Annotated in this window: 26 protein-coding genes; 11 read left to right on the top strand and 15 right to left on the bottom strand. The window is 61.1% G+C overall.

The features are described from left to right. Positions 1–10: 10 nt before the first annotated feature. Genes CGLAU_RS07415 through CGLAU_RS07380 form a run of 8 tightly spaced genes read right to left on the bottom strand, consistent with a single transcriptional unit; the run spans position 11 to position 7,687 of the window. On the bottom strand, positions 11–1,171 hold the full coding sequence (locus tag CGLAU_RS07415) for a MalY/PatB family protein (protein ID WP_095660136.1): 1,161 nt from the start codon (positions 1,169–1,171) through the stop codon (positions 11–13). A 2-nt stretch (positions 1,172–1,173) separates the two neighbouring features. After that, a complete protein-coding gene (locus CGLAU_RS07410; RefSeq protein WP_095660135.1) occupies positions 1,174–2,046 on the bottom strand; it encodes a metallophosphoesterase in 873 nt (290 codons plus the stop codon). After that, positions 2,043–2,738: a tyrosine-protein phosphatase gene (locus tag CGLAU_RS07405; protein ID WP_095660134.1), complete on the bottom strand. Its 696-nt coding sequence runs from the start codon at positions 2,736–2,738 to the stop codon at positions 2,043–2,045. Before CGLAU_RS07405 ends, CGLAU_RS07410 begins: the two co-directional genes overlap by 4 nt. After that, positions 2,738–3,502 (bottom strand): ABC transporter ATP-binding protein, encoded by a 765-nt coding sequence (locus tag CGLAU_RS07400; RefSeq protein WP_095660133.1) that lies wholly within the window; start codon positions 3,500–3,502, stop codon positions 2,738–2,740. The genes CGLAU_RS07405 and CGLAU_RS07400 overlap by 1 nt, the downstream gene beginning before the upstream one ends. Beyond that, the gene (locus CGLAU_RS07395) at positions 3,499–4,296 is read right to left on the bottom strand and encodes an ABC transporter ATP-binding protein (RefSeq protein ID WP_095660132.1); all 798 of its coding nucleotides are present in this window, start codon (positions 4,294–4,296) and stop codon (positions 3,499–3,501) included. Before CGLAU_RS07395 ends, CGLAU_RS07400 begins: the two co-directional genes overlap by 4 nt. Beyond that, a complete protein-coding gene (locus CGLAU_RS07390) occupies positions 4,293–5,141 on the bottom strand; it encodes an ABC transporter permease (RefSeq protein ID WP_095660131.1) in 849 nt (282 codons plus the stop codon). The genes CGLAU_RS07395 and CGLAU_RS07390 overlap by 4 nt, the downstream gene beginning before the upstream one ends. Continuing rightward, positions 5,141–6,160, bottom strand: a complete 1,020-nt coding sequence (locus CGLAU_RS07385; protein ID WP_157731286.1) for an ABC transporter permease — start codon at positions 6,158–6,160, stop codon at positions 5,141–5,143. The genes CGLAU_RS07390 and CGLAU_RS07385 overlap by 1 nt, the downstream gene beginning before the upstream one ends. Before the next feature lie 3 nt (positions 6,161–6,163). Further along, entirely contained in the window at positions 6,164–7,687 is a 1,524-nt protein-coding gene (locus CGLAU_RS07380; protein WP_095660129.1) for an ABC transporter substrate-binding protein, read from the bottom strand. 553 nt (positions 7,688–8,240) lie between these two features. Here CGLAU_RS07380 and CGLAU_RS07375 point away from each other — a divergent pair. The 4 genes from CGLAU_RS07375 to CGLAU_RS07360 all read left to right on the top strand — a co-directional run bounded on the left by CGLAU_RS07375 (position 8,241) and on the right by CGLAU_RS07360 (position 12,013). Continuing rightward, positions 8,241–9,227 (top strand): Bug family tripartite tricarboxylate transporter substrate binding protein, encoded by a 987-nt coding sequence (locus CGLAU_RS07375; protein ID WP_095660128.1) that lies wholly within the window; start codon positions 8,241–8,243, stop codon positions 9,225–9,227. Positions 9,228–9,229: 2 nt separating this feature from the next. Further along, complete coding sequence (locus CGLAU_RS07370; RefSeq protein ID WP_095660127.1) at positions 9,230–9,829, top strand: tripartite tricarboxylate transporter TctB family protein; 600 nt, start codon at positions 9,230–9,232, stop codon at positions 9,827–9,829. Next, on the top strand, positions 9,829–11,400 hold the full coding sequence (locus tag CGLAU_RS07365; RefSeq protein ID WP_095660126.1) for a tripartite tricarboxylate transporter permease: 1,572 nt from the start codon (positions 9,829–9,831) through the stop codon (positions 11,398–11,400). The genes CGLAU_RS07370 and CGLAU_RS07365 overlap by 1 nt, the downstream gene beginning before the upstream one ends. Positions 11,401–11,635: 235 nt before the next feature. Further along, positions 11,636–12,013, top strand: a complete 378-nt coding sequence (locus tag CGLAU_RS07360; protein WP_095660125.1) for a hypothetical protein — start codon at positions 11,636–11,638, stop codon at positions 12,011–12,013. Here CGLAU_RS07360 and CGLAU_RS07355 read toward each other — a convergent pair. Together CGLAU_RS07355 and CGLAU_RS07350 are read right to left on the bottom strand one after the other, a co-directional pair. Continuing rightward, positions 12,010–13,122: a GNAT family N-acetyltransferase gene (locus CGLAU_RS07355; RefSeq protein WP_095660124.1), complete on the bottom strand. Its 1,113-nt coding sequence runs from the start codon at positions 13,120–13,122 to the stop codon at positions 12,010–12,012. The two genes, CGLAU_RS07360 and CGLAU_RS07355, sit on opposite strands and share 4 nt — an antisense overlap. 27 nt (positions 13,123–13,149) lie before the next feature. Continuing rightward, the gene (locus CGLAU_RS07350) at positions 13,150–14,523 is read right to left on the bottom strand and encodes a DUF349 domain-containing protein (RefSeq protein ID WP_095660123.1); all 1,374 of its coding nucleotides are present in this window, start codon (positions 14,521–14,523) and stop codon (positions 13,150–13,152) included. A gap of 140 nt (positions 14,524–14,663) precedes the next feature. Here CGLAU_RS07350 and CGLAU_RS07345 point away from each other — a divergent pair, with 140 nt between their 5' ends. The 5 genes from CGLAU_RS07345 to CGLAU_RS07325 are packed head-to-tail and all read left to right on the top strand — an operon-like array spanning position 14,664 to position 18,568. Further along, positions 14,664–15,260: a hypothetical protein gene (locus CGLAU_RS07345; protein ID WP_095660122.1), complete on the top strand. Its 597-nt coding sequence runs from the start codon at positions 14,664–14,666 to the stop codon at positions 15,258–15,260. Next, positions 15,254–16,165: a tRNA (adenosine(37)-N6)-dimethylallyltransferase MiaA gene (miaA, locus tag CGLAU_RS07340; RefSeq protein ID WP_095661111.1), complete on the top strand. Its 912-nt coding sequence runs from the start codon at positions 15,254–15,256 to the stop codon at positions 16,163–16,165. Before CGLAU_RS07345 ends, miaA begins: the two co-directional genes overlap by 7 nt. A 2-nt stretch (positions 16,166–16,167) precedes the next feature. Then, positions 16,168–17,004, top strand: coding sequence for a diaminopimelate epimerase (gene dapF / locus CGLAU_RS07335; RefSeq protein WP_095661110.1), 837 nt, complete (start codon positions 16,168–16,170; stop codon positions 17,002–17,004). 21 nt (positions 17,005–17,025) lie between these two features. Then, entirely contained in the window at positions 17,026–17,793 is a 768-nt protein-coding gene (locus tag CGLAU_RS07330) for a DUF6882 domain-containing protein (protein WP_095660121.1), read from the top strand. Between the two features lie 10 nt (positions 17,794–17,803). Then, positions 17,804–18,568 (top strand): DUF6882 domain-containing protein, encoded by a 765-nt coding sequence (locus CGLAU_RS07325; protein ID WP_095660120.1) that lies wholly within the window; start codon positions 17,804–17,806, stop codon positions 18,566–18,568. Here the strand turns inward: CGLAU_RS07325 and CGLAU_RS07320 are convergent. Further along, positions 18,565–19,080: a hypothetical protein gene (locus tag CGLAU_RS07320; protein WP_095660119.1), complete on the bottom strand. Its 516-nt coding sequence runs from the start codon at positions 19,078–19,080 to the stop codon at positions 18,565–18,567. The genes CGLAU_RS07325 and CGLAU_RS07320 overlap by 4 nt on opposite strands. 55 nt (positions 19,081–19,135) lie before the next feature. Beyond that, on the bottom strand, positions 19,136–19,876 hold the full coding sequence (locus tag CGLAU_RS07315; RefSeq protein ID WP_095661109.1) for a hypothetical protein: 741 nt from the start codon (positions 19,874–19,876) through the stop codon (positions 19,136–19,138). Positions 19,877–20,005: 129 nt separating this feature from the next. On the opposite strand from CGLAU_RS07315, the gene hflX reads away from it, so the two are divergent. Beyond that, on the top strand, positions 20,006–21,511 hold the full coding sequence (gene hflX / locus CGLAU_RS07310; protein ID WP_095660118.1) for a GTPase HflX: 1,506 nt from the start codon (positions 20,006–20,008) through the stop codon (positions 21,509–21,511). 4 nt (positions 21,512–21,515) lie between these two features. On the opposite strand, the gene nagB is transcribed toward hflX, so the two are convergent. Then, positions 21,516–22,256 (bottom strand): glucosamine-6-phosphate deaminase, encoded by a 741-nt coding sequence (nagB, locus tag CGLAU_RS07305; protein ID WP_095660117.1) that lies wholly within the window; start codon positions 22,254–22,256, stop codon positions 21,516–21,518. Between the two features lie 62 nt (positions 22,257–22,318). Between nagB and CGLAU_RS07300 the strand changes: the two genes are divergently transcribed. Continuing rightward, positions 22,319–23,638: a uracil-xanthine permease family protein gene (locus tag CGLAU_RS07300; RefSeq protein ID WP_232507073.1), complete on the top strand. Its 1,320-nt coding sequence runs from the start codon at positions 22,319–22,321 to the stop codon at positions 23,636–23,638. Positions 23,639–23,742: 104 nt separating this feature from the next. Here the strand turns inward: CGLAU_RS07300 and CGLAU_RS07295 are convergent, their stop codons facing one another. Then, on the bottom strand, positions 23,743–24,012 hold the full coding sequence (locus CGLAU_RS07295; protein WP_095660116.1) for an HPr family phosphocarrier protein: 270 nt from the start codon (positions 24,010–24,012) through the stop codon (positions 23,743–23,745). 55 nt (positions 24,013–24,067) lie between these two features. Beyond that, positions 24,068–26,188 carry a PTS fructose transporter subunit IIABC gene (locus CGLAU_RS07290; protein WP_095660115.1) on the bottom strand — a complete coding sequence of 707 codons (2,121 nt, stop codon included), beginning with the start codon at positions 26,186–26,188 and terminating at the stop codon, positions 24,068–24,070. Positions 26,189–26,216 lie beyond the last annotated feature (28 nt).

Raw genomic sequence — 26,216 nt, 5'->3', positions numbered from 1 at the left:
GCACCCAGCGTCATGGGATAGAAAGTGCGGCTGATCGCATGCGGGTGAGTGCGAGGTGCATGATCGGGTTCGGCATGGGGAAAGTAAAACGTAGATGGTTTTCAAAACCCGCTCCGCAGCGAGACCCCTCCGTCATCTCAACTCCGGCCCGCTCGAGGAAGAAGGACCGAGGATCGCTGACGCCCAGTTCCGAGCAATCTAACCATGCGATGTACGTGGTGTCTGGGGTGTGGATGCGGACCCCGGGCATCTGGTGAGCTACGAAATTCACCAATTCGTCGCGATTCCGTTCGAGGTAGCGCCGAATCTCGTCGAGCCATACAGCGCCTGCTGAGTAAGCGGTGGAACTCGCTGCGGCGCCAAGAGTCGAGACTGCCTTTAGCGGAATCCAGCCCTTCTTGCGCCATATTTCTGCGTGGTTCTCATTGGTGAGGATCACCTGGGCACATTTCGCCCCTGCCATGTTGAATGCTTTCGTGGCGGATATCGCTGTGATGCTCTGGGCTGCGGCTTGCGCACTTAACGATGCGAATGGTGTGTGCGTCCCGCGACGGGTGAGTGGGGACCAAATCTCATCGGCGAAAACCAGGCCATCGTAGTCTGCGACAAGATCACTTACTGCACGAAGCTCCGATGCAGCGAACGAGCGACCAGTCGGATTATGGGGATTGCATAGCACCAGCAGTTGTGCTCCTGCCTCAAACGCCGCTCGGATGCCTTCGGTGTCGTTGGTGTACCGTCCGTCATCGAGCTTCATAGGAACCTCGATGTATGAGCGATCCAACGCTTCGAGGACTTCGCGAAATGGCATGTAAGCCGGAGTGGGAATCACGACTGGCCGGTCCGGGTCAACGAGGTGTTCAAGAACGAACACGTAAATCGCGATGACATCTGCGGTGGCTTGGATTGCGTCCGGATGAACTTCCCAATCGAAATTCTGATGGAGGAAACCGGCGGTTGCGTACTGCAGCTCGCGGAGATCTTCGATGGTTGAATACCCCAAAGGCTGTCTGAGCACTTGCGAGCTCAGACGCTCTTTTACTTGGGCCGGTACGCCAAACGCCATTTCAGCCACGAAGGCGCCAATGAGACCTGGATTCGACCACGACATGGATCCACTGCGTCGCAGGTCGTCCAGAGTTATAGAATCCAGGTCAGCAAAAGACGGCATCGCTAATCACCAGCTGAACGTGAGAGATGTGCAGCGAACTTGCCCGGATACGTCCAGCCAGGTCGACCCGCGCCGGCGGCGATAGTGCGCACCAATTCGGGTTCGTATTGGAAAATGGTTTCACCCGATCCGCCAACTTGAACACGAGTCACCTCAACGCTTTTCCCGATCTCGACGATTTGGAACTCGGAGATCTCCCGAGCTTTTTCCGAGAGCGGTGATCCGACTACGGTTTCATTCGCGATCGCAGGTCCTACCAGAACAGGAATGCTGCCCAGAGTGTGCTGTGCGGGGAGATGGTAGTGGCCCGAAAGAATTGCTGTTGGAAGATTCTCGTGCAGTCGAAGTGTTTCGGAAAGCTTGTCGGTATCAGAGAGCCGCAGCGCGTCATGCAGCACGGTGGGGGCTTCAGCAGGGGGATGGTGCAGCACGAGAACCCAGGGTTTGCTTTCCGGAATGTGCCGCGAAATCCACTCAATCTCGAAGCCCAGCTCTCCATATCCTGCTCGTGGAACCGAAGTGTCGGCAGATAGAACCCGCAGATCCGGCAACTCCACCACCGAGTGGGCAGCTAGCGGATCTCCAACTCCGAGGGCCTCGCGCAAAGAGTCGCGATTGTCGTGGTTGCCACATGCATATACTGGCGCAGCTTTCCATCTTTCCGCGAGCGAATCTACGAGCGACTTGGCGAACTGATACGACTGCGAAGAACCGTCCTCAGAGATGTCGCCGGAAAGTACGATCGCGTCACACCGTTCTTGCTGGGCGGCAACCTCGATTGCAGCTTCAAATAGCGCGCTGGTGTCTACGCGGTCGTAGTGTAAACCTCGATCCGCCAGTAGGTGGGTGTCGGTGAAGTGGCAGATACGAGTCATACGGGCCTCACTAGATTGCGGCGGAGAAGCTGCAGCGTCCCTGAATCAAGTCCATGCTGTTCCAGATACCTTGCCGGGCCACCAGCAAGCGTGACGACGTCCCACCCAGCCCGAATCATGTCGGCAGACACGTGGGTTGCTCGGTGAGCTGCATCACCCGGTATCTCAGAAGCACCTGAAAGGCGAAGCAAATCGTCCAAGTAGTTCTGCCCCAGAAGACCGGATGTCAGCAAGTATTCGTCGAGGATCGCGGAATCGGGAGCGCCTAGTGCTCCGAGAATTAGGGCGACAACCATGCCTGTTCTGTCTTTTCCCGCCGTGCAGTGAATCAGCACACCGCCTTTAGACGAAAGTCCAGCGGTAGCTCGGACGGCTGCGGCGAGTTCTCGACCGTGGTTACGGGCCATGATTGAGTACAGCTCGTCGAGCGTTTCCCACTCCAATTGCTCGAGAGCTCCACCAAAAACAGGCACGCTTGCAACCTCGACGTGGGCGGTGTCGAACGCTGGGGTTGCATCGCGCTCGGTTTGGTCACGCAGATCAACCACTCCTGTAATGCCGGTCCGCCGGCTGGCCCCAGCGAGATCCTCGATCACGGAAAACGGTGCAGCAGATCGGTAGAGTGCGTTGTCAGCAATAACTCCGCCAGTCACTGGAACGCCGGCCAGCGAACGAAAGTTGTGAAGGGCCACTACGCGGCCCCCTCGGGAAGGTGAGGCACCGCTTGCAACAGTTCGATCGTTGCTGGGTGTTGTGGCTTCGTAAGGAGCTCGTGGGTGGGGCGGTGTTCGACCATTTCCCCGTTGAACAAAACCAGCGTTGAACAGCAGATCCGTTGGACCACTCCGAGGTCATGGGAGATCAGTACGTACGTCAGATCGAATTCTTCGCTGAGGCGCTCGAGTAGCTCGAGGATTGTGACTCGAACTGAAACATCAAGCGCCGATACCGGCTCATCCGCGATGATGACCTGTGGGCGGGCAGCGACGGCGCGGGCGATCGCTACTCGCTGACGTTGGCCTCCAGAAAGTTCGTGTGGATAGCGCCCATGCCAGTCGGGATTCAGATCGACTGCCTCCAACGCTTCTCGCACGTGGTCTCGGGTCTTCCGCGTGCCGCGGAGACGCAGCGGCTCGCTAATTATCTGCCCAATTGTCATGCGCGGATTGAGCGAAGCGAAGGGATCTTGCAGAACCAGCTGTACTTCCCGGCGCAAGTTGGTCATACCGAGCTTGCCGGCCCGCACCGGCTCACCTCGGTACAGAATCTCGCCGGAGGTCGGTTCGAGCAGGCCAAGCATCATCCGGGTCAGCGTGGTCTTACCGGATCCAGATTCGCCGATAATGCCGAGCGACTCGCCAGGCCTAATGGCAAACGACAGGGGACGGACCGCAACGTTTTCCCCGAATTCCTTTGACACGTTGGACACCGTGAATAATTCTTCCTTGGCCGTCATCCTCCGCTCCTTTCACCGACATGGAGACTGGTAGACCGAGCTGCGTCTACAAGTTGCTTGGTGTATTCGTGCTGAGGTTTTGTCAGCACATCAGCTGAACTTCCTGACTCAACGATGGATCCGTGTCGCATTACGAGAAGGCGATCTGCGATCTCGTATGCAACCGCCATGTCATGAGTGATCATCAAGAGTGCCGTGTTCATTCGCTGGGTTGCATCATCCATCAGCTCGAGAATGTGTTTCTGCACAGTGGCGTCAAGAGCAGTCGTGGGTTCGTCAGCAATGAGCAAAGCGGGGGAGAGACTCATCGCCATTGCAATAATGATGCGCTGTCGTTGGCCACCGGATAGCTCGTGCGGATAACGCTCAATGATCTCTTCAGGGTTGGGAAGATTCACGCTCCTGGCGAGCTCGGCAGCGCGTTGTTTCGAACTTCCATCTCCCAACTGGTTGTGCACTCGACTGGCGGTGAGCAATTGCTGCCGGATCTTGATCACGGGATTCAGAGCGGTCTGCGGCTCCTGGAACACGAAGCCGATCTCACGGCCCCGGATGGAGCGCAAATGCTTCTCTGGCATGCCGATAAGCTCTTGTCCTTTGAACAGGATCGAGCCTTCAACGGTCGCGTTCCTGGGCAATAACCCGTTGATGGCGGTGGCTGTCAGGGATTTACCCGATCCAGACTCACCGATCAGGCAGACACGCTCACCGTCGCTGATCTCGAAAGACACGTCCTTCACGATTCTGCTGTCGCCGAAAGAGATCGAGAGAGCGGTAACTTTGAGAAGACTCATGCTTTCGCCTTCCGGGGATCGTAAACGTCGCGAAGACCGTCACCGAGCAGGTTGAAACCGATAATCGTCACGACGATCGCGGTAGCGGGAATGAGAATCACGCTTGGGTGGGAGTACATAAACGACTGGTACGTGGAAAGCATCCGCCCCCAGCTAGGCGTAGGCGGTGGCGTTCCTACTCCGAGGTAAGAAAGTCCGGCCTCTGCGAGAGCTGCGGTGCCCATAATCTGCGTTGTGCGGACGATCAGTGTGGGAGCGACGTTCGGAAAAATATGGTGGTGCAACAGCCAAGGTCCGCGCGCTCCAGCTGCTGTAGCCAGTAGGACATAATCGGATACACTGACCCGACGTACCTCGGGCAGGATAGTGCGGGTGACGGATGGCGCTGATCCTAGGCCAATCGCAACTGCCGAGGTGACTGCCGAACCCTGGAACGCTGTGGCGAGGATAAGGGCGATGATCAAGGTAGGGAATGCCACCCAGATGTCTGTGATGCGCTCGGTGAGCTGGGACAGCCACCGCGGAGCGTAAGTGATGAGGAAGGTCAGCAGCAGCCCCGCGATGAGGGCGATTAACGCGCCACCGAGACTGGTGAGAACGGTCACGCGAGTACCAACCAGCATCATCGAGAAGATGTCACGGCCCAGTTGATCAGTTCCGAGCCAGTGGTCTCCTGAGGGCGGAGCCCATGTGGCACTCGGGTTCACTGCGGCTGGATCGTAGGGAACCCAAATGAACGAGACGGCGAAACCCAAAAGGATGATCGCGACCACCACGAGTCCAAAGAGACCCGCGGGGTTACGGATGAGTTCGGCGAGCCGTCCAGCAACTGTCTGGTAGTTCATCAGCGAACCCTCACTCGGGGATCAAGGAGACGGGCCAGCAGGTTTGAAATCATCATGAGCACGATCACCGTGCTAGAGAGCACCATGAGGAATCCTTGGACAGTGGTGATATCGCGGTTCGTCACACTGCTGACTAGGTGGCGCCCTACGCCAGGAAGAGCGAAGACTTGCTCTACAACCACCGTGCCCATCAGCAGGGCGGCAGCATCAAGCGCGAGGACGCCGAGCAAAGGGAGCCAAGAGTTTCGCAGCACGTGGGTCATCAGGGTTTGAAACCGGCTCAAGCCCTGAGCTCGGGCGGTCCGGGGGTAATCCTGCGCACGCTGTTCAATGATGGTGGATCTGACATAGCGGGTGAGCGCGGCGGCTTGGGGAATTGCCAGCGTCACCGTTGGAAGGATGAGAGAACGAATCGCCTGCCCTGGTTGATCCCAACCCTGCCTTGGAAAGCCCGTGGCCGGGAGATTCAGCGGCGCAGCGACATACATGACCAGGAGCATGCCCACAATAAAGCTCGGGACAGCGATACCAATCTGAGATACCCACGACACGACCTTCCCGCCCGCGAACTCGGCTCGGGCACCCGCGTAAATACCAAGAACCAGCGCGATCACAAGCGCGAGGGCCAGGGAAGCGATTGCGAGGGGAAGTGTCACCTGCAATTTACTCACCAGTTGATCTGTGACGGACATGCCGGTGAATGGTGACGTACCGAAGTCGCCGGTGAGAACCCCAGTGAACCAATCGAAGTACTGGACGATGATTGGCCGATCCCAGCCATTCTCCTGCCGAATCAACTGCAGTTGCTCGGGGGACGCATCCAAACCACCTAGGATGACAGCCGGGTCCCCGGGGAGGGTATTGAGCGCGAAGAAGATCACCACCGACGCAATCAGGATGGCGAACACGGCCCAGGCCACGGTACCAGCGATGATTCGCAATCCGCTGGAACGTTTAGGCTTGAGTGTCTGTTCTTTCTCTGCCCGAGTGCTCGCATCAGCGGCCACAGGATTGGTCACCGATTAATCCTCGACAGTGATATCGGCGACGTAGTAACGAGAGCCGATGCGGTCCGTAGGGAAGCCGGAGACCCCCTGACGCACGTGCTGGGTAGCCTTTGGGCTGTAAAGCCACTCCGTTGCAGCATCCTCCGAGACGAAACGGGCGAGCTCGCCAAGCTTTTCGTCACGCTCGTCGAAGCTGGAAGCGCTCAGCGCTTCGTCGGTGAGCTGCTGAGCCTCAGCATTGTCGTAGTTCCAGTAGTACTTCGGGTTGCCGTAGTACGTCAGCGTCCAAGGATCGACCTGAAGCACCATGGTCATGTCGTACTCTTTCTTCTGGTACACCTGGTCGAGCCAAGCAGAGAACTCCATGGGCTGGATGTCCACATTGATGCCGATCTGGCCCAGCTGAGAAGCGATGTACTCGCTGACAGCTGGGTCGTACTGGTTGGCCACACGCAGGTTGAGGCTCAGGTCTTCGAATCCAGCGTTTTGCAGCAGAGCACGAGCAGCCTCAGGATCGTACGAGTCGATTTCGTTCAAGGATTCATCCCACCAAGCTTGCGCTGGAGAAACCATCGAGCCGATTCGGGTCGCATTCGTACCGAGCGCGTCGATCAGACCGTTCTTATCGATTCCCATGCGGATCGCGCTGCGGACATCCTTATTCTGGAGCGCTTCGTTTTCGTGGTTGAAGGCGAGTGTCATGTAGGCGGTGTCGTCGCCCTCGACCGTCTGGATAGAGGAGTCGCCCTCAAAGCGGGAACGGGTGTCAGCGTCCGAAGAGGTCAGAATATCGATCTGGCCAGAAGTCAGCGCGTTAGCAGCTGCGGAGATGTCATCGTAGTAGTTAAAGACAGCTTCCTTGACGCCGGCTTGCTCGCCCCAGTAGTCATCGTTTCGCTCGAGGCTGATGAAGTTGCCGGTCTGCCACTCACCAATTCGGAAAGGTCCGGTGCCATTCGACTCCGTCGTGAGGTCAACCTCGTTGTCGGAGGGGACCATCATTGCAGCCTTGCTGCCCATCGCCTCGAGGAAGTTAATGTCTTTCTCCTTCAGACGAACCTCAACCGTCTTCTCGTCGATCTCAGTTGCGGACTCAAAGGCGTGCATGAGTTTTGCATCCGGGTTCTTGGAATCCTCGGCGGAGGAAGCCTCAAGGGTTGCGACGACATCTGCTGCGTCAAAATCAGACCCATCGTGGAACTGCACTCCCTGGCGCAGGCTGAAGGTGTAGGTCAAACCGTCGTCGGAAACATCCCAGGATTCAGCGAGGGTGGGTTCAAGGTCACCAGAGGGCATGCGTCGCACCAAGCCCTCGTACACGTTGTCGTCCACAAGTTGATCCAGTGCAGCGCCTGAGACGGTAGTCGGATCAATGCCCGAGGGCTCCAGAAGGAAACCAAGGTTCACAACCGCATCCGGGTTAGCGACACCAGTTGCCGGATCGGAGTCTCCTTGGTTGGCATTCTGGGTGGGCTCCTGGGGGCTGCAACCGCTGAGCACGAGCGCGAACGCGGCAATAGCCGCGAACTTCTTCTTCATCGGTAATTAGTCCAATCTGTGGCGTTGAGTAGGGAGGGCGTTGGCAACGTGCAACGAACCGCAGATTAAGCGCGAATTAAGAAATCTCAGGGAATACTCGGTTAATGAACCCTTAAATTGCGGGTAAATATGGATTAGCGGCTAAGGAATTACTTATGGACGGCGTTGGACGTTGAAAAGAACTGTTGGTGAGAACCGCCGCGGGCGTCGGCTGGTTAAAGCTTTCCGCACTGGGTAGGGCGAGGCCAGATCAGCAGAAATCTCACCGTGCCTGCGGAACGGGGGCCGACTTCTCTGGCATCTCAAGTTTGCAGAGCTTGACGTTGGGTCGGCGCCGAGTGATCAGATGTCCAGAAGCTGAAGCCGCTGCGCATCGACGATCGTCGGGACCGTGCAGCGGAGCGACACAAGCGCCACGAAAGCGGGAAAGTTTATTCGGGGGATCTGTTACGTCGATCACCACCCATCCAGTATTGTCTCCCACATCGATTCCGATTAGTGGCGAAGGACACACTCTGCCGAGTGGTCTAGTGCTGTGCTAGATACAGGGAGGATGAACTTGGGAAAGTTCGCTCAGGTGGGGGCGGCGATCGTCGCCATAGCGCTCACTGGCGGTGCGCTTGCACAGGCCGCGCAATCGAGCGAGACAGGACTTGCTCGTTCGAACCTCACGATCATTGCTCCAGCCGCAGTCGGCGGAGGATGGGATGGATTCTCGCGTGAATCGCAAGCAGCGATGCGTGGTGAAAACCTCGTGAACAACGCCAAGGTGGTTAACATCCCAGGCGCTGGAGGAACGATTGGACTCAGGCAGCTCGTCCAGATGCAAGGCGACTCCTCGACCATCATGGCAACCGGTGCGGCAATGGTCGGTGGCGTTGAGATCAACCGTTCTGCCGTCAGTATCCAGGATGCGACTCCACTCGTGAGACTCGCAGACGATTACATCATCGTTGTCGTCCCCGCTGACTCCCCGTACAAGACGTTCGATGACGTGTTGGCTGCCTGGAAAGAAAACCCGAAGGGGTTTGCGATCGCGGGCGGTTCACTCGGCTCGGTCGAACATCTCGCGATTTCTGAAGTCGGCAGAACCCAAGGCATCGAACCACGCGACGTGAACTTTGTCGCGTACTCCGGCGGCGGTGAAGTCTTGTCAGCCTTGCTATCGAGAACCACCGAAATCGGCGTGACCGGTTACAACGACTTTGCGGACCAACTCGAGTCCGGGACGATGCGGGCACTCGCCATCTCCTCTCCCGAGCGTCTCGAAGTTGCTCCCGACATCCCGACCTTGACCGAGTTGGGTGTACCAGTCGAGATGGCGAACTGGCGAGGCTTCCTCGCGCCTCCCGGTATCTCGGACGAGGAAAAGCGAGAACTCGTCGACATTCTGACCGAAATGGAACAGTCGGAGGAGTGGCAGGACGCAGTGCAACGAAACGGGTGGTTTGGGACGTACATGGCGGGTGACGAGCTCGAGGATTTCATCGACTCCGAGTCGTTGCGCACACGTGATCTGGTCAAGGAGTTGGGGCTGTAGCGATGTCAACTGTTGTGAATTCTTCTACTCCCGCCAACACCGTACGACGTGGAGCATTGCACGGTCGCAGTGAGCTGGTCATGGTGGGACTGCTCCTTATCCTCGCCGCGGTGCTTATCTTTGATGCCTCAACCTGGGAGGTGGCCTCCACGGCTCGGCCGGGTCCGAAATTCGTCCCGTTCATCGTCGCCGGAGCACTGGTGGTCATTGCCGTGGCGTACGCGATCGACATCTTCCGCAAACCGATCGCGATCCAGCCGACCGTCCCTGAGTCTGCAACAGAACTGTCTGTGGACATGTTGCACGACCTCAGTAGGTATGAAGAAGCGTCCGCCACATCGTCGACAAGCGAGCAGTTCCATTCTGACTGGAAGACATTGCTGCCGGTCGTGTTCTCGTTCCTTGCCTTTGTGCTCATTCTCCCGTACGCGGGGTGGGTTATCTCGGCTGCAGCGCTGTTTTGGGCGATTGCGTATTTCCTCGGTTCGACGCGGCCGGTATTCGACATCTGGATCGCGCTCATCGTCTCGTCTTCGGTGCAGCTCATTTTCGGCGGTGTGCTTGGGCTGAACCTTCCCGCTGGGATCTTTGGAGGCCTGTGATGGATCAAATCACGCAACTGATGGAGGGGTTCGCAGCTGCGATCACTCCATACAACTTGCTCTTCGTCCTCATTGGTGCCGTGCTTGGCACCGCAGTGGGCGTGCTCCCGGGCCTCGGATCGTCGATGGCGGTGGCGCTGCTGCTTCCGATCACCTTCGCCCTCGATCCGACAGCAGCGTTCATTATGTTCGCCGGGATCTACTTCGGCGGGCTGTTTGGCGACTCCACCGCTGGAATCTTGTTGAATACCCCTGGACAGGGTTCTGCAATCGCGTCAACGTTTGAAGGCCACCGGATGGCGCGCAACGGGCAGGCGGCGAAAGCTCTGGCCACAGCCGCTATCGGTGCCTTTATCGGTGGCCTTATCTCAATGACGCTGGTTGTATTCTTCGCTCCCTACATGGTCAAGCTGGCGACCCAGTTCGGCCCCGCAGAATACTTCGCCCTCGCGCTGTTTGCGTTTGCGGCAATCTCTTCGGTCGTCGCGGATTCGATCATCCGCGGCCTCGCGGCGCTTGCAATCGGCCTGTCTCTGTCGTTCGTCGGTATCGATGCGCCTTCCGGAACTCCTCGATACACATTCGGCGTCCCGCAGCTCTTTGACGGCATCGATCTTGTGGTCATCACCGTCGGCATCCTTGCGATCGGGGAAGTGTTCCATATCGCTTCACGCATCAAGCGTGACCCAGACGCTTTGAAGCTCTCCTCGAACGGCATCGCTCGGCTTTCTTGGGCTGACTTCAAAAAGGCACTGCCGGCCTGGTTGCGCGGCACCGCATTTGGAGCTCCTTTCGGCATGATTCCGGCAGGTGGTGCGGAGGTGCCGACTTTCCTAGCCTACGGTACGGAGAAGTCTTTGGCCAAGCGAAACGGGGATCCGGAATTTGGCACCACCGGCTCCATCAAAGGTTTGGCGGCCCCGGAAGCTGCCGGCAACGCAACCGCCGGTACTGCCATGGGTACGCTGCTCGCACTCGGATTGCCCACCTCGGCAACTGCGGCAATCATGCTGGCCGCCTTCCAGCAATACGGCATGCAGCCCGGCCCGTTGCTTTTCGAGCGCTCCGGTGAGCTGGTCTGGACGTTGCTCGCGTCGCTGTTCATCGCACTTGTAGTGCTGCTCGCGCTGAACCTATTTCTGGCTCCGCTTTGGGCGCGACTGCTCTACATCCCCCAGCACTACTTGTACGCAGGAATCACCGTGGTTGCTGCACTGGGTATTTACGCCATTTCAGCGTCACAGACAGACCTGATCATCCTGCTGGTGCTCGGCTTCCTCGGTTTCCTCATGCGACGCTACGAGGTCCCGCTCGCACCGCTTCTGATCGGTGTGATTCTCGGGCCGCTTGCTGAAACCGAGTTGCGCCGCGCGCTGGCTGTGTCGGAGGGCGACATCGGCGCTCTCTACTCATCGCCAATCACCATTGGCATCTACCTCATGCTGTTCGCAGCGATCGCGATCTCTGTGGTGCAGCACCTGCGAAACATCCGGCGAAACAACGAAGGCAAAGAGGCAGCGGTAGATGCCGCCTTCGAGGAGGCAGAGCTGACTGAAGAGCATCGAGCTTAACGACGGACCTTCGGTGGTCCCGTACGGTGGTCGTTCGAACCACCGCTAGACCGGGCTCGGACCCAAGCAAGACTTCCGTACCGGAACCCGCCCGACTCTAGCCGCGTCTAATCCCCATACGTACTCAAAAGAAGCTGTAAGTCCACGGAGGTTGACTAAAGCTTGGGTGGGGGGTTGACGGGGTGAAAAGGTCTGCGGTAGTAACTGACGAATTGGGAAAGGGTTGGTGGCGGTAATGAGGATTTTCACAGTGACCGCGGAGCGCGGACGTGGACCGGTTTGGGTGCTGGAGTGCAAAGAACTTGGCGTTGTGTCGCAGACCCGGCGGCTGGATCGGGCAAGAGACGAGGTCAGCGAAGCGATTGCGTACATGTCCGGGCTTGATGAGTCCGAGTTCGAAATCGCAATCGAGCCCGTGCTCGGTGCGGAGCTTGAGGTACTGCGCAGCGAAGCAATGGCTTCAAAACGTGAGGCTGCTGAGGCGGCAGATCGCGCATCCGCGGCGAGCAGAAAATTCGTGGAGCAGATGAAGGCTCATGGGTTCACGGTCCGCGAAATGGGAACGTTGCTGGGTGTTTCGTACCAGCGTGCGGCTGCGCTCGCCGCGGGTTAGCAACGCTGCCACGCCGTCGTCGATGAGACGACGGCAGCATTGAGTGCGCGCATGATCGATTCTGCGGGGGCGGAACCAGCGGGGTAGGAGCAGTAGACCGTCTCGAGGTCTTCCCAGATTTTCCGCGCCGCGGAAACCGTTTCGCGGATCAGCGCTTCGCCGATGCCCCGGCCGCGAAACTCGGGCAGTACGTAGATCAGTCCGAGTTCACACACGGCGTCGGAGTCGGAGGTGTAGTGGACCGCCTCGCAGATCCCCACAATGCGGTCATTTTGGCCTGGAAGGCTGGCGCGGCAGATGCCGGTGAGCTGGTTGCCGCCGCGGTCTTGGAGGCGCGCACCGGCGTCGGTGATGCGCTGCAAGTCCCACACGATGGGTTCAAGCGCAAGTTCACCGCGCGGGTAGTCGCGCGACGCGGCGGTGAGCAGTGCAGCGAACTGCTCTGCATCCGCGCTCGCCGAGCCGACACCTGCTGTGAATCCCGCGAAACCGGGACCCTCCACCACCTGGATAGACAGGCCGTCTCCGGAACCACCGGCCAAGGTCTCGACGGCAGCGGCTTCGAAGACGGCCTGGTCTTCGCGGAATGCCGGGGCGTAGCCGGCTTCGACCGCGCCGGGCGGGGTGAACTCGCCCTCTGGATGCGTCACCCAGAGGTGGCGGATGGGGCGAGAAAGGGCGTTGGACAGGGCGTCGATAAGCGAAAAAGCCCCGAACCACGGCGCTCGCGGAACCTCCTCTCCGGGCAGTGGGGCGATGGAGGCGTCGAGGGTGACGTTGGCTTCGATGACCTGGAGGTCTTCGAGCAGCGGTAGCGAGATGAAGACCCAGGCGTCGATGTCGAGGAGGTCATCGTCGGTAAGTTCGGGAAAGCCGAGCTCGGTGACCGGGCGCGGGGCTGTGCGAGAGGTGAGCGCGAAGAGGTACGCGCGCGATTCGGTGGAGTTTTCGAGTCGCTTGGCGACGTGCGCGGTCGTGATCCCCGAGGTTGCAAGCCCAGTGATGTCTTGGATGGCCAGGGTGGCCGAGAATGCGTAGGCCCCGACGGCGGCGTCCGGATTGTCCGGGGTTGCGCCTGGCCGGGGCACATACTGCAGTGCGGTAAGCATGGGTGAGGCGGGAAGGGCGGGGAAGCGCTAGCGCTCGCTTGCCGCCTTCGCCGCGACGTCAGCGAACTCCTGCCACTGCTTCGCCTGCTCGCGAAGCTCGGCAGCCTTCTTCGCGTTGCCCTTCGCCTCGGCGGCATCGGCCTGTGCGGCAAGGTCGTCCGCGCGGGACTGGAACTGGTTGACCTTGTCCTGCGCAGCCGGATCCGACTGGCGCCAGCGGGAATCCTCGGCATCGGCGACGCGCTTTTCAATCGCGCCGATCTTGTCCTCGTACTCGCGGACCTTGCCGCGCGGGACGTAGCCGATCTCCTCCCACTTGTCCTGCAGCTCGCGCAGCTTCGCCTTTGCTGCACCCAGGCCCTTAGCGGGATCGATGAGGGAGTCGTACTCCGCGATCAGCGCGTCCTTGGCCTCGGCGTTGGCCTCGAACTCCTTGTCGCGCTCGGCGTTAACCGCGTTGCGGGCGTCGAAGAAGTGGTCCTGCGCTGCGCGAAACTGCTCCCAGAGCTTGTCATCCACCTCGCGCGGGGCGCGGCCGGCGGCCTTCCACTCCTTCATCAGGTCGCGGTAGGCGCGCGCGGTGTCGCTCCACTCGGTCGAATCCTTCATTGCCTCGGCGCGGGCAACCAGGTCTTCCTTGACCTTCTTCGCGGCGGCGCGACCGCGATCCAATTCCGCGAAGTGCGAGCCGCGGCGGCGGTTGAAGCTGTCGCGGGCACGGGAGTAGCGCTTCCACAGCGCGTCATCGGTCTTGCGGTCAATGCCGCGGATGGTGCGCCACTCGTCCAGAATCTCGCGGATGCGGTCACCCGCGACCTTCCACTCGGTGGAGTTCTCTGCCAGATCCTCGGCTTCGGCAGCGAGCGTTTCCTTGCGGGCGATGGCCTCCGCGCGGCGTGCAGCTTTCGCTTCCTTTGCGCGCTCACCTGCCTCCTCGGTGTCGGCGATGACCTTGTCCAAACGGGCTTCTAGCGCGTCGAAATCGCCAATGGCGACTGCCTCCGCCAGGGTCGCCTTGATCGCCTCGGCGTTGGTGCGCAGGTTGGTCGCCTCGTCCGGGTGCGCAGCCAGGCGGGTCTCAAGCAGCTCGACCTCGGTCACGATGTCGTCGAAACGCTGCCCGTAGTGCGCCAGGCCCTCTTCCCGGGTGCCGGCCTGCCAGGAACCGATCTCACGCTCGGCGCCGCCGCGGGTGACGTATACCGTGCCGTTGTCATCGATGCGGCCGAACTGGGAAGGATCCGTGGCCTGCGACTTCACCTTCGCTGCCGGTGCAGCGGCGGGCACCGGCGAGGGCGTCGTCTGCTGCTGGTCCGCGGAACCCGGGCGCGGGCCCGGCTTCGGCGCGCGGTTTGGCATCGCGGCGGGAGAGGGACGGGCAGGCTGGTTGGGGGTGGTCATGGTTTCGCGGATCCTTCCTTGGTCAAGAACCGTGTGCCGCGCGACGCGGCTGCCGTAAGTGCCCCCTAACTCTACCGCGCACGTAGCGCAACGTGTCGCGTTTTCGCACGCAGTTGTGCTGCCCACGTAGGGTAGGCAGGGTGCACGACCCCACCCTCCTCATCGTCCCCGGCTCGCCCGCGCTGGTATCAGAGCTTTCGCTTGCCGATGCCCCCTCGCGCCGCCTGGCAACCGCCATTCGCGGGGCAGCAGCGGGGGATGATCGGCCGGTGGACATCGTGTGCGATTTGGGCGAGGGCAGCTATACCGCCCGCACGGGAACGTTTGCGGCGTGGGGTGCGCCGCAAACCGACGTCGGCGGCGGCAACCACCTCGGCGAGCTGGTCGTGCGTTATCTACTGGGGGAGCGGGATTACCGCCCGGCACGCGACCGCATCGCGCCACTCGACCCCAAGGCACTCACCGTCGTGGTCGTTGACGGCCCGGCGGGGCTCACCCCGCGCGCCCCGCTCGCGTTCATCGAGGAAGCACCGTCGGTCCACGAGGCGCTCACCGAACTTGTTGCAACGGGTGCCGCGCCGCAGCCCGGGCTGGATGCTGATCGGCTGGAACAGGGGGGCGTCGTCAAGCCTGAGCTCTGGATCGAACTCGCCGAACTTGAGCCGCGAACCGCAACCTTGCTGGATGTCGATGCGACGTTGGGTGTGGGGCGCTACGTGGGGGTGTGGCGGTGGTAGCTCCGATCGCTGTGGTGGGACCGACTGCCTCCGGCAAATCCGCGCTCGGCATCGCCTTGGCGCAGGAGCTCGGCGGCGAGGTGGTCAACGTCGACTCGATGCAGCTCTACCGCGGAATGGACATTGGCACGGCGAAGCTTGCGCCTGAGGAACGCGGCGGCATCCCGCACCACCTGCTGGATATCTGGGACGTGACTAAGACTGCGTCCGTGGCCGAATACCAGCAGCTGGCGGTGGCTGCGGTGGAGGAGATCGCCGCACGCGGGAAGGTGCCGGTTCTGGTCGGCGGGTCGATGCTCTACGTGCAATCGCTGCTCGATGATTGGCAGTTTCCGCCCACCGACCCAGCCGTGCGCGCGAAGTACGAGTCGCGACTTGCAGCGATCGGCGTTGACGCCCTGCATGCAGAGCTGGCCGAGGTCGACCCGGAGGCAGCGCGCGTGATCGAGGACAAAGACCCGCGCCGCACCGTGCGCGCGCTCGAGGTGATCGAGCTGACCGGCAAGCCGTTCCAGGCGTCGCAGCCGCCGAAGGACGCGCCCCCGCGCTGGGGCACGCGCGTGCTTGGGCTGCGCACGATGCCGGAGTGGCTGAACCCGCGGATCGCGGAGCGCACCAGGCTGATGTTCGAGCACGGGCTTGTCGACGAGGTGCGCGGGCTGCAGGACGCAGGTCTGATCAGGGAATCCACCGCAGGGCGCGCGATCGGGTACGCGCAGGTGCTCGCCATGCTCGAAGGGGAGCTTTCGCTTGACGACGCTTACGAGCAAACCGTCACCGGTACCAGGCGGTACGTGCGCCGTCAGCGGTCGTGGTTCAACCGCGATCCCCGAATTGTGTGGCTGGATGCTACCGGCGACGACGTACCGGGTGCCGCGCTGGCCGCGTTAGACTTGCCCGCGTGAGTATCGCGCAACTTCCGTTCATCAAAGCCCACGCCACCGAGAACGACTTCGTGGTCATCGTCGACGTGAACGACGAGCTGGACCTGGACGCTGGGCAGGTCGCTTACCTGTGCAACCGGCGTGCCGGCATCGGCGGCGATGGTCTGCTGCGCGTGGTGCGCTCCGGTGAGACCGGCCGGTGGTTTATGGACTACCGCAACGCCGACGGCTCGATTGCGGAGATGTGCGGCAACGGTATCCGCGCGTTCGCCCACGTGCTGGTGGCGGAAGAGCTGGAAGCGTCCCGCGAGTTCGAAGTGGATACCCGTGCCGGGGTGAAGACGATCCGTGTGTTGGATGCCGACGGCACGCAAGCAACGGTGTCGGTGGGGATGGGCCCGGTCGCGGTGACCGGCGTGTCCACCGCGCGCATGGGTGAGCAGCAGTTCGCAGGCATCGGTGTGGACGTGGGCAACCCGCACCTCGCGTGTGTGATCCCGGGGTTGAGCGCAGAGGAGCTAGAGGGAATGGAGTTCAGCCAGCCTGAGTTCGACCACGAGTTCTTCCCCGAGGGCGTCAACGTCGAGGTGCTTACCGAGCTCTCGGGCGCAACTGGCGACACGGGCGGGGAAGTGCATATGCGCGTCTGGGAGCGCGGCGTGGGCGAGACCCGCTCCTGCGGCACCGGCACCGTCGCCGCCGCGCAGGCTGCGCTTGCAGACGCCGGCATTGAGGACGGCGAAGTCACGGTCAACGTGCCTGGCGGTGCGGTACGAGTGCAGCTAGCAGGCGGTGAGGCGACGATGACCGGGCCGTCGACAATCGTGGCCCGCGGCCAGCTGGCGGGCGCGCTGGCTTAGCTAGCTCTACGCTTGCGGGGTATGCACCAACTGCAGCAAGTCAGGCGCATCGGCCAGCGAGCATACATCTACGCTCGCCTGCGCCTCGACCTCATGCACCGACTCATTGACGCACACGAGTTTGGGAAGCCAACTGACAAGTACTCCATGAACTTCCGGGATGGGGAGATCTACATTTGGCAAGGTCGTCTACGAGGGCGCATCCAGACAGTTGCTTCCATCGCCATGAAACCCGCCACTGTGCTGTGGGGATACGCTCCACCGTTCGCCGATGGCAGGAAACTGCAGGAGGAGGAACTGATCAAGCTGTACGGTGAGCGGCACAACCTGGGTCAACTGACCTGCGGGCAGGTGCCACACGGGATTCCGAACGGGCCTGATGAGGCAAATGAGATGAAGATCCTCGGGTACGAGATCGGCGCAATGGCAATGTATATCTTCGGCGGGGATTACATATTTCTCTCGATTACGAATGAACTTGCGGGAAACGAGCTTGTCACCCTCGTTTCCGATCTGAGTTCTCCCGTTCCACCAGTAACGCTCCTTGATGTTCTCGAGCACATCTCTCGCTATGTCGACTTCATCGATGACATGGAGTGGTCTCTGGGTGGGCTCGTTGAAATGATGCCAGGCTGGCGGCTTGAGACACGGCCGGTTGACCGCCTCCAGCAACAGGTCTTCCGCATCTTCGACGAGCAGGGCAAAGTACTGACTCTTCTCGTTGCGCGTGACGAGTCTGGTCGCCCGATTAATGTCCTCGCTGACGGTGTTCGTAAGTACGAGAACTAGCGAGGTCTACATGCACGAACTTTCACAGGTTAGGCGCGTCGCGCAGCGGGCCATCCTCTACTCCCGTATCCGCATGGAATTGATGCGTCAACTCATGGATGAGCACACGATCGAGGGTGCGCCCAACAACTTCAATGTCGATTTCGAAACCGGAGAGATTTCTTTCTGCGACGGCCGGCTACGCGGCCGTGCCGAGCTGATCGCATCCATTGCGATCGAACCTGCGACCGTGCTTTGGGGATTTGCGCCTTTCTTTCAGCAGGGTCATGGTCGGGACCAGGCTCAGCGCATTCGAACTTTCGGGGCTTGGAACAACCTCGATGAGCTCTCACGCGAGGAAGTGCCGCACGGCATTCCCGAAGGGCCAGAGCAGTTCAACGAGTTCCTCATCCTCGCTCACGACATCGGTGCGGTGGGCGTTTACGCCTGTGGGCCTGAGTACGACTACGTAACGTTTCCCAACCATCAAACGGGGAGCCACGTAGTGCTGCTTGTCTCAGAGCTCACGCACCGCGTCCCGCCGCTCACCCTTCTGGATGTCTACGTGCGGTTGTCTCGCTACGTCGACTACATCGACGACCTCGAATGGTCTCTCGGCGGACTGGTGGAGATGATGCCGGGATGGCGCCTAGAAAAGCTTCCAGCTCAACACCAGCGGCAGGAAGTTTTCCGCGTGTTCGATGATCAGCGCAAGAGTCTCACACTGCTCGTCGATCGCAATCAATTCGGCCAGCCGGAGTACGTCCGGGTAGAGGGACTGCACGACGCCAATTAAGCCGGCCCAATCTCCTTAGCCACGCGCCGCGCATCGTCCCACGCCGACTGCAGCTCAAACGCGCGCTGATCCGCGACGGTCAAAAGGCGTTCGAGCTGCGCACGGTCAACGGTGGGAGAGGCGAGATAGCCGTCGATGCGCGCTACAAAGCGCCGCGCAGAACTTGCCCGCAGCAAAAACTCGTTGATCTCCGGCACCGACATGTCCGGGTTGGCAAGAGCAGGGAAGTGTAGGGTACGGTCCGCGATATCCGCCGCGGAGGCGCCGTTTTGCAGCTGGTCGTAGGCATCCAGGACCTCGCAAATATCGTCGCGGGCATAGCTTAACGACGACTGGATGGCCGCATTTTCCGGATTGGACTGGTAGTGGCGGCTGACGAGCAATACGAGCGCGATGAGGAAGATCGAGAGGATCAACCCCGGCAAGCGCAGCAGCACGACCAGCATGACTGCTGCGGCAAGGGTAAGCGCGCCGATGAGCGCTCGCGACAGGTCCCTATCGGGTGTGCTCATCTCGCCCCCCTTTTGTTCTGGACGCGCGTCTTAGTACGCGGTCGTCCCTGAAAGTTTAGTGGCCGCCGCAGCCGCAGGAACCGCCGCATCCCCCGCAGCCGCCACCGCTCGGCGCCGGGATAGATCCGGCCATCACCGCAGTGCCGGCGATGACAGAATCGCGCTCTGGCAGGTCACCGTCCGGCAAACACACATCGAAGGGAAATGCCGCATCGACGGACACGTGAATGAAACGCTGCCCGGTGAGTTGCGAGGTACGGTGCTCCGCGCTGAGTACCCGGGCAGAGAAGGTAGCCGACGCATCCGGTGCCACTGGAGCGCCGGCAGCCACTGCTTCGGCACCTTGCGAATCCACCGTGCCAAGCACTTGGCCCGGGTTGGCAGCGTGGAACGCCTCGATGGACTCGTAGCGCTCGTGGGTGAGGGCCAGCGCGGTGACACCGAGTTCCTGCCACTGAAGGACAGGGTCGTCGGCAATCAGCGGGCCCTGGGCGAGGTTGACGGTGACGCTCGCCATCGCGTTACCGTGCGGGTCTACGATTTCGGCCAAGGACACCACGTCGTTAAGCGGGGTGATGTGCGCATAGGCGCGGGTGGTGGAGTCGAAGCCGGCAAAGGTGGCGAACGGCTCGACCGCGAGGATGTTCAGCTGGGCGCCGGAAGCGTCGAAGTACTGAATTAGCTGCCCGCCGCGCACCTCGCCGGTAACGGCGAGCTGGTTCGTTGCGATGGCAGCTTCGACGGCGTCCTGCCACCTTGTAAACCCGAGCCCGATGGCGGAAAGATCAGTGCTGATGGTTTCGCTCATGGGCCCAAAGCCTACTCCCAGCGCCTACGCCGGGAAGAAAGGCGGGCGTGTGGGCGTTAAATGGGGTATTAAGAAAACCAACACGGTGACCAACACGGTGTACGGACAAAGGACTGCATGACTCAACTCGACCCGCAGCAAGAGCTTCACGACGACCTGCTGGCGCGAGCGTTTCGCCACAACGCTCCGCAGCCCGGGGTCGATGGACAAACGGTAGGGGATCCCACCACCGGCGCGCTCGACCTGGAAGATAGAAACGCGCTGCGTCGCATCTCCCGCGAAACGGAGCTGCGCGCTGAGGAGCAGGAAGACGGCTACGAGGTCGAGTATCGAAAGCTCCGCCTCGAAGAGGTCATCTTGGTCGGTGCCTGGACCGAAGGCTCCACGGCTGAGATGGAGGCGAACATGTTCGAGCTCGCCGCGCTCGCGGAAACCGCCGGCGCGCAGGTGATAGACATGTTTTATCAAAAGCGCGACAAGCCAGACCCGGGTACTTACATCGGCTCGGGCAAGGTCAAGGAACTGGGGGCGATCGTCCAAGCCACGGGTGCTGACACCGTCGTGTTTGACGGTGAGCTTTCCCCCGGCCAGATGGTTGCGCTCGAGGAAGCGCTCGGTGTGAAGGTGATTGACCGCACCATGCTTATCCTCGACATCTTCGCGCAGCACGCGAAGAGCAAGGAAGGTAAAGCGCAGGTCAGCCTCGCGCAGATGGAATACCTGTACACCCGTACTCGTGGTTGGGGTGGCCAGCTGTCGCGTCAGGCGGGCGGTCGCGCCGGCTCCAACGGCGGTGTGGGTCTGCGTGGCCCGGGTGAAACTCGTATCGAGGCGGACCGTCGACGCTTGCGTACGGAGATGGCCAAGCTGCGCCATCAGCTGCGCGACATGAAGACGGCCCGCGAGGTCAAGCGTGCCCAGCGCAACCGTTCCACCACGCCGAAGATCGCGATCGCGGGTTACACCAACGCGGGCAAATCGTCGCTTATCAACGCGATGACGGATGCCGGGGTGCTCGTGGAGGATGCCCTATTCGCCACCCTCGATCCGTCGACACGCAAAGCTCAGCTTGCCGACGGCCGCTCTGTGGTGCTCACTGACACCGTCGGCTTCGTCCGCCACCTGCCGACCCAGCTCGTGGAGGCGTTCAAATCGACGCTAGAGGAAGTCTCGAACGCCGACCTGCTGCTGCATGTAGTGGACGGTTCTGATGCTTTCCCGCTGAAGCAGATCGAGGCGGTTAACGAGGTGCTCGAGGAAATCACGCGCGAATCCGGCGAGACGCTTCCGCCGGAGATTGTGGTAGTGAACAAGATCGATCAGGCCGATCCGGTGGTGCTTGCTGAGCTGCGCCACGCGTTCGACCATGCCGGCCGCGACGTGGTGTTCGTCTCCGCACTGACCGGTGAGGGGATCGCCGAGCTCGAGTCCAAGATCGAGATGTTCCTCAACACCCTCGATGAGCACGTCACCATGCTCGTGCCGTTCACGCGCGGCGATGTGGTCTCACTCTTGCACGAACAGGGCACGGTGCGCTCGGAGGAGTACCAGGAGCAGGGCACGCTTATCGACGTGCGCTTGCCCCGGGTTATCGCCGAGCAGCACCGCGAGTTCGTCGTTTAGCTTTTTAACTTGCGGAGTAATCGCCCTCGAGCTTGGAGGCTGCGGCCTCGTCGAGGATGACGGTGACGTTCGGGTGGGACTTCAGTGCACTGGCGGGGTTGTCTGTGCTGACTTCCCCCTCGACCATGGCCTTCACTGCGTCGGCTTTGTTCTCGCCGGTGGCGATGAGGACGAGGTTGCGGGCTTCCAGGACGGTGCCGATGCCCTGGCTGAGTGCCTGGCGGGGAACTTCGGACTCGTTGTCGAAGAAGCGCGCGTTATCCGCGATGGTCCGCGGGTGCAGGTCGATGACGCGAGTGCGTGAATCATGCGGGCTGCCTGGCTCGTTGAAGGCAATGTGGCCGTTGCTGCCAATCCCGAGAATCTGGACGTCCACCCCGCCGGCGTCCTTGATCGCCTGGTCGTAGTCAGCAGCAGCTTGGTCCGCGTTATCCGCGGTGCCGTCGAGGGAGTGCACCTTGGCGTCGTCGATGTCGATGTGGTGGGTGAGCTCGCGGCGGATGGTGGAGTAGTACGACTGCTCGTGCTCCTTGGCCAGCCCGTTGTACTCGTCGAGGAGGTAGGCGCTGCACCCAGCAAAGCTCAGGCCGTCTTCGTTATGGCGGCGGATGAGTTCCTGGTAGGTCGGGGTTGGGGTAGATCCCGTGGCAAGCCCGAGCACGCCGTTGTTTTCAATGAATGGTTGGAGGATGTCTGCAGCTGCGACACCGACTTCTTCAGGAGTGCGGCGAACAAGAATTTCCATAGAGACAAAACTACGCCCGTCGATTAGGAGCTCGCAATTGTTACGAGCGATAATGGAACCTCGTGAGTGAATCGGTGAGCCAGAAAACGAACGAGACCTTTGGTTGGCATTTGCATGGCGACGGGCGTCGCGTGCAGCCCGGAGCGGTGGTGGCACCGGATGAGCGGCTGAGCTGGCCGCGCACCATCAGTATTGGCATGCAGCACGTGGTGGCCATGTTCGGCGCAACCTTGCTGGTGCCCACCCTGACCGGCTTTCCGGTGAACACTACGCTGCTGTTCTCGGGCCTGGGCACCATCATCTTTTTGCTGATCACTCGAAACAAGCTGCCGAGCTACCTCGGCTCCTCGTTCGCATTTATCGCGCCACTGACCGCCTCCCAGCAGTATGGGGTGGGCGCCCAGCTTGGTGGGGTATTGGTGACCGGCCTCGCGCTCATCGCAGTCGGTGTGCTTGTGCATGTCGCGGGCAAGCGCGTGATTGATGCGGTCATGCCTCCAGTGGTCACGGGCGCGATTGTGGCGCTGATCGGGTTCAACTTGGCGCCGACGGCGGTCGCCAATGTGGAGTCCCAGGTCGATGTCGCTGGCGTGACGTTGGTGACCATCGTGGTCATTACGGTCGCCACCCGCGGCATGATTTCTCGTCTGAGCATTCTCCTCGGTGTGTTTGCGGGGTGGATTTACGCGGCCATCTCCGGCGGGCTTGCTGAGGATGCGCTGGACACTATCGGCAATGCTCCGTGGATCGGTTTGCCGCAGTTCCACACCCCGGAATTCCACCTCTCCGCGATCTTGGTGACCCTGCCTGTGCTCGTTGTGCTCATCGCCGAGAATGTGGGCCACGTCAAAGCTGTGTCCGAAATGACACACCGCAATCTCGACCACATGCAAGGCCGCGCGCTGATCGGCGACGGTATCGCGACCACCCTGGCTGGCGCCTTCGGTGGCTCCGGTACGACAACCTACGCTGAAAACATCGGCGTGATGGCGGCGACCAAGGTGTACTCGACTGCCGCTTACTGGGTCGCAGCAATCTTTGCCATGATCCTGGCGTTCATCCCCAAATTTGGCGCGGTCATCTTCACCATCCCCGCAGGCGTGCTGGGCGGCGCGTGCCTTGTGCTTTATGGCCTCATCGGCATGCTCGGTGTGCGTATCTGGCAGGACAACAAAGTTGATTTCACCGACCCCGCAAACCTGACTGCCGCAGCAGTGGCGCTGATTGTCGGAATTGGCAACCTCACGCTGAACGTCGGACCGGTCACGCTGGAAGGCATCGCCCTGGGGTCGGTGGGCATCATCGTCATTTACCCGATTATGCGTTGGGCATTCGACACCATCGGAGAGGGGCAGTACAACTCCCACCACACTCTGGGATAAGCAGACCCGAATAACAAAAAGCGCCCGCCCGGCCAAACGTCCGAGAGTGGGCGCTTTAAACGCGTTCAACGCAGAAGGACACCCCTTCTGCGTCTACTCCGTGTCTACTCCTCGTCGAGGTTCGACTCGATGAGTCCTGCGATCTTCTCAACTGCCTCGGCGTTGTCGGAGGTGACGGTGACCTCGTCGCCGAACTCGGCACCCATTGCCATGATCATCAGTGAGGAAGCAGCGTCAGTCTCATCATCGTCATCGCCGCCAACGAGGGTCAGGATGATTTCGTCATCGAACTCATCCGCAGCGTCAGCAATGATGGTCGCCGGGCGTGCGTGCAGGCCCACGGTGGAGCCGACCTTCACGGTCTTGGAAGCCATAAGGTATGTCCTTTCCTCGAATGTGTTTGTCTTGCCAGTGTAGGTGTGTTCGGGGCTAGGCTGCCACAGCCGGTTCAGGTGCCGCCTGGTTTTCGACGGATTCCGCTGCCGCCTTTTCAATTTCTTTGTTAGGCCAGAACCGCTTGATCGCGATCACCGCTGCCGCAGCAACCACGACACCAGCTGCAAGGGCGACAAACATGCCCCACCACGGTTCGTAGGCGAAGATCACGAAGACGCCGCCGTGCGGTGCCTGGCAACCCACCCCGAGCGCCATGGAGACAGCGCCGGCAGTTGCACCACCCAGCATCATGGCGGGGATGACGCGGAACGGGTCAGCCGCAGCGAACGGGATGGCGCCCTCGGACACGAAGCTCAGGCCGAGCAGCCAAGCCGACTTACCGTTCTCCTGCTCGGCAGGCGTGAAGAGGTTCTTGCGCAGGAAGGTTGCAATCGACAGTGCAATTGGCGGAACCATGCCCGCGATCATGACAGCTGCCATGATCTGGAAGCTCGCCTCCGTGCCCGCCGACAGACCCGCGGTACCGAACAGGTATGCCGCCTTGTTCACCGGCCCGCCGAGGTCGAAGCACATCATCAGGCCGATGATCACACCGAGCAGCACCGCGGAGGACCCGGACATAGATTCCAGCCAGCCCTGCAGGCCTTCCATCAGCGCAGCGAGCGGACGACCGAGCAGGAGGAACATGACCAAACCAACGGCCAACGAGGTCAGCAGCGGAATGATCACCACCGGCATCAGCGAACCGAGCCAGCGCGGCACCTGCCAGGTCTGGATCCAGTAAGCGATAAGGCCCGCGAGGATACCGGTGACCAAGCCGCCGAGGAAGCCCGCGCCAACCATGACGGAGATCGCGCCGCCGATGAAGCCCGGGGCAATACCGGGACGTCCTGCAAGCCCGTAGCCGATGTAACCGGATAGCGCCGCCACGACAAAGCCCATACCCATCTGCCCCGTGGCAAACAGCACTGCACCGAGATACAGGGCCCAACCTGAGCGCCGGAACGTCATCGTTTCGCCGTCGATCATTACCTCATGACCCGGCAGCTGGGTCGGCGAGAACTGGGTGACCAGCGCCTCCCAACCGTTGGCCATGTCGTATCCGCCGATAAGGAACCCAAGCGCCAGCAGCAAACCACCTGCGGCAACAAACGGGACCATGTACGAAACACCGGTCATGATGGCTTGCTGCAGCCGCTTCGGCCAGCTTTCGCCGGAAGCAGAGGTGGATTCCTCCCCGCCGGTTGTGCTTGCGGCTGCGACTCGCGGCGCATTTGGATTCTTGGCCGCCGCAATCGCCTCATCGATCATCGCATCCGGCTCGTTCACGCCGCGCTTCACCGGGCTATCCACCACCGGCTTTCCGGCGAAGCGCCCCTTGTCGCGAACCGCCACATCGTGCGCGAAGATCACGGCGTCTGCAGAGTCAATGAAGCTCTGCTCCAGGCGATCCCCGCCCGAGGATCCCTGCGGTTCAACGATGAGCTCAACATCGCCGCGTTTCTCCGCGGCTTGGGTCAGCGCATCAGCAGCCATATAGGTGTGTGCGATGCCGGTTGCGCATGAAGTCACCGCAGCAATTCGGAGCTTAGGGCTTTCGCTTGTCGACGCCTGGGTTGCCGCCGATCCTTCTCCAGCCGCAACAGCTGTCGAGCCGGCTCCCGCCGCGCCGGCAGCTTTCGCAGCCTTCTTCTTGGGCTCAGCGTTGACTACCGCGAGAACCGCGTCCACGATCTCCTGGTCGGACTGCGCATTGCGCAGCGTCTCTACGAAGTCGCCCTTTACAAGGGCTCGCGCGAGCTTGGAAAGGATCTTCAGGTGCTCCTTGCCGCCTCCCTCTGGCGCGGCGATAAGGAACACCAGTTCCGCGTCGCCGTCGGGTCCGGAGAAGTCAACGGGCGACGACAGGCGAGCAAACGCAAGAGTCGGGGCTTCCACTGCCGAGGTGCGGCAGTGGGGGATGGCAACGCGGCCGTTGACTCCCGTGCCTGCCTTTTCCTCGCGGGCGGACGCTGCCTCGACCAGTGTGCTGGCCTCGGATGTGCGGCCCGCATCGACGATTAGCGCTGCAAGGTGTTCGATGACCTCGCGTGGTGTCTTCCCGAAATCAACGTCGAGTGCGACGAGCTCCGGGGTAATTAATTGTGGCTGCATCGTGTCCTACTTCAGATAAGGGGGTAGT

The sequence above is a fragment of the Corynebacterium glaucum genome (assembly GCF_002287505.1).
In the GTDB taxonomy this organism is placed as follows: domain Bacteria; phylum Actinomycetota; class Actinomycetes; order Mycobacteriales; family Mycobacteriaceae; genus Corynebacterium; species Corynebacterium glaucum.
Note: the sequence above shows the minus strand (reverse complement) of the source record. Positions and strands in the feature narration are given on the sequence as shown.

What these genes read in the sequence shown, in the direction of transcription:
- CGLAU_RS07415 (WP_095660136.1), bottom strand. Translation starts at nt 1,171, where the DNA reads ATGCCGTCTTTTGCTGACCTGGATTCTATAACTCTGGACGACCTGCGA.
- CGLAU_RS07410 (WP_095660135.1), bottom strand. Translation starts at nt 2,046, where the DNA reads ATGACTCGTATCTGCCACTTCACCGACACCCACCTACTGGCGGATCGA.
- CGLAU_RS07400 (WP_095660133.1), bottom strand. Translation starts at nt 3,502, where the DNA reads ATGACGGCCAAGGAAGAATTATTCACGGTGTCCAACGTGTCAAAGGAA.
- CGLAU_RS07395 (WP_095660132.1), bottom strand. Translation starts at nt 4,296, where the DNA reads ATGAGTCTTCTCAAAGTTACCGCTCTCTCGATCTCTTTCGGCGACAGC.
- CGLAU_RS07390 (WP_095660131.1), bottom strand. Translation starts at nt 5,141, where the DNA reads ATGAACTACCAGACAGTTGCTGGACGGCTCGCCGAACTCATCCGTAAC.
- CGLAU_RS07380 (WP_095660129.1), bottom strand. Translation starts at nt 7,687, where the DNA reads ATGAAGAAGAAGTTCGCGGCTATTGCCGCGTTCGCGCTCGTGCTCAGC.
- CGLAU_RS07375 (WP_095660128.1), top strand. Translation starts at nt 8,241, where the DNA reads ATGAACTTGGGAAAGTTCGCTCAGGTGGGGGCGGCGATCGTCGCCATA.
- CGLAU_RS07370 (WP_095660127.1), top strand. Translation starts at nt 9,230, where the DNA reads ATGTCAACTGTTGTGAATTCTTCTACTCCCGCCAACACCGTACGACGT.
- CGLAU_RS07365 (WP_095660126.1), top strand. Translation starts at nt 9,829, where the DNA reads ATGGATCAAATCACGCAACTGATGGAGGGGTTCGCAGCTGCGATCACT.
- CGLAU_RS07360 (WP_095660125.1), top strand. Translation starts at nt 11,636, where the DNA reads ATGAGGATTTTCACAGTGACCGCGGAGCGCGGACGTGGACCGGTTTGG.
- CGLAU_RS07355 (WP_095660124.1), bottom strand. Translation starts at nt 13,122, where the DNA reads ATGCTTACCGCACTGCAGTATGTGCCCCGGCCAGGCGCAACCCCGGAC.
- CGLAU_RS07350 (WP_095660123.1), bottom strand. Translation starts at nt 14,523, where the DNA reads ATGACCACCCCCAACCAGCCTGCCCGTCCCTCTCCCGCCGCGATGCCA.
- CGLAU_RS07330 (WP_095660121.1), top strand. Translation starts at nt 17,026, where the DNA reads ATGCACCAACTGCAGCAAGTCAGGCGCATCGGCCAGCGAGCATACATC.
- CGLAU_RS07325 (WP_095660120.1), top strand. Translation starts at nt 17,804, where the DNA reads ATGCACGAACTTTCACAGGTTAGGCGCGTCGCGCAGCGGGCCATCCTC.
- CGLAU_RS07320 (WP_095660119.1), bottom strand. Translation starts at nt 19,080, where the DNA reads ATGAGCACACCCGATAGGGACCTGTCGCGAGCGCTCATCGGCGCGCTT.
- hflX (WP_095660118.1), top strand. Translation starts at nt 20,006, where the DNA reads ATGACTCAACTCGACCCGCAGCAAGAGCTTCACGACGACCTGCTGGCG.
- nagB (WP_095660117.1), bottom strand. Translation starts at nt 22,256, where the DNA reads ATGGAAATTCTTGTTCGCCGCACTCCTGAAGAAGTCGGTGTCGCAGCT.
- CGLAU_RS07295 (WP_095660116.1), bottom strand. Translation starts at nt 24,012, where the DNA reads ATGGCTTCCAAGACCGTGAAGGTCGGCTCCACCGTGGGCCTGCACGCA.
- CGLAU_RS07290 (WP_095660115.1), bottom strand. Translation starts at nt 26,188, where the DNA reads ATGCAGCCACAATTAATTACCCCGGAGCTCGTCGCACTCGACGTTGAT.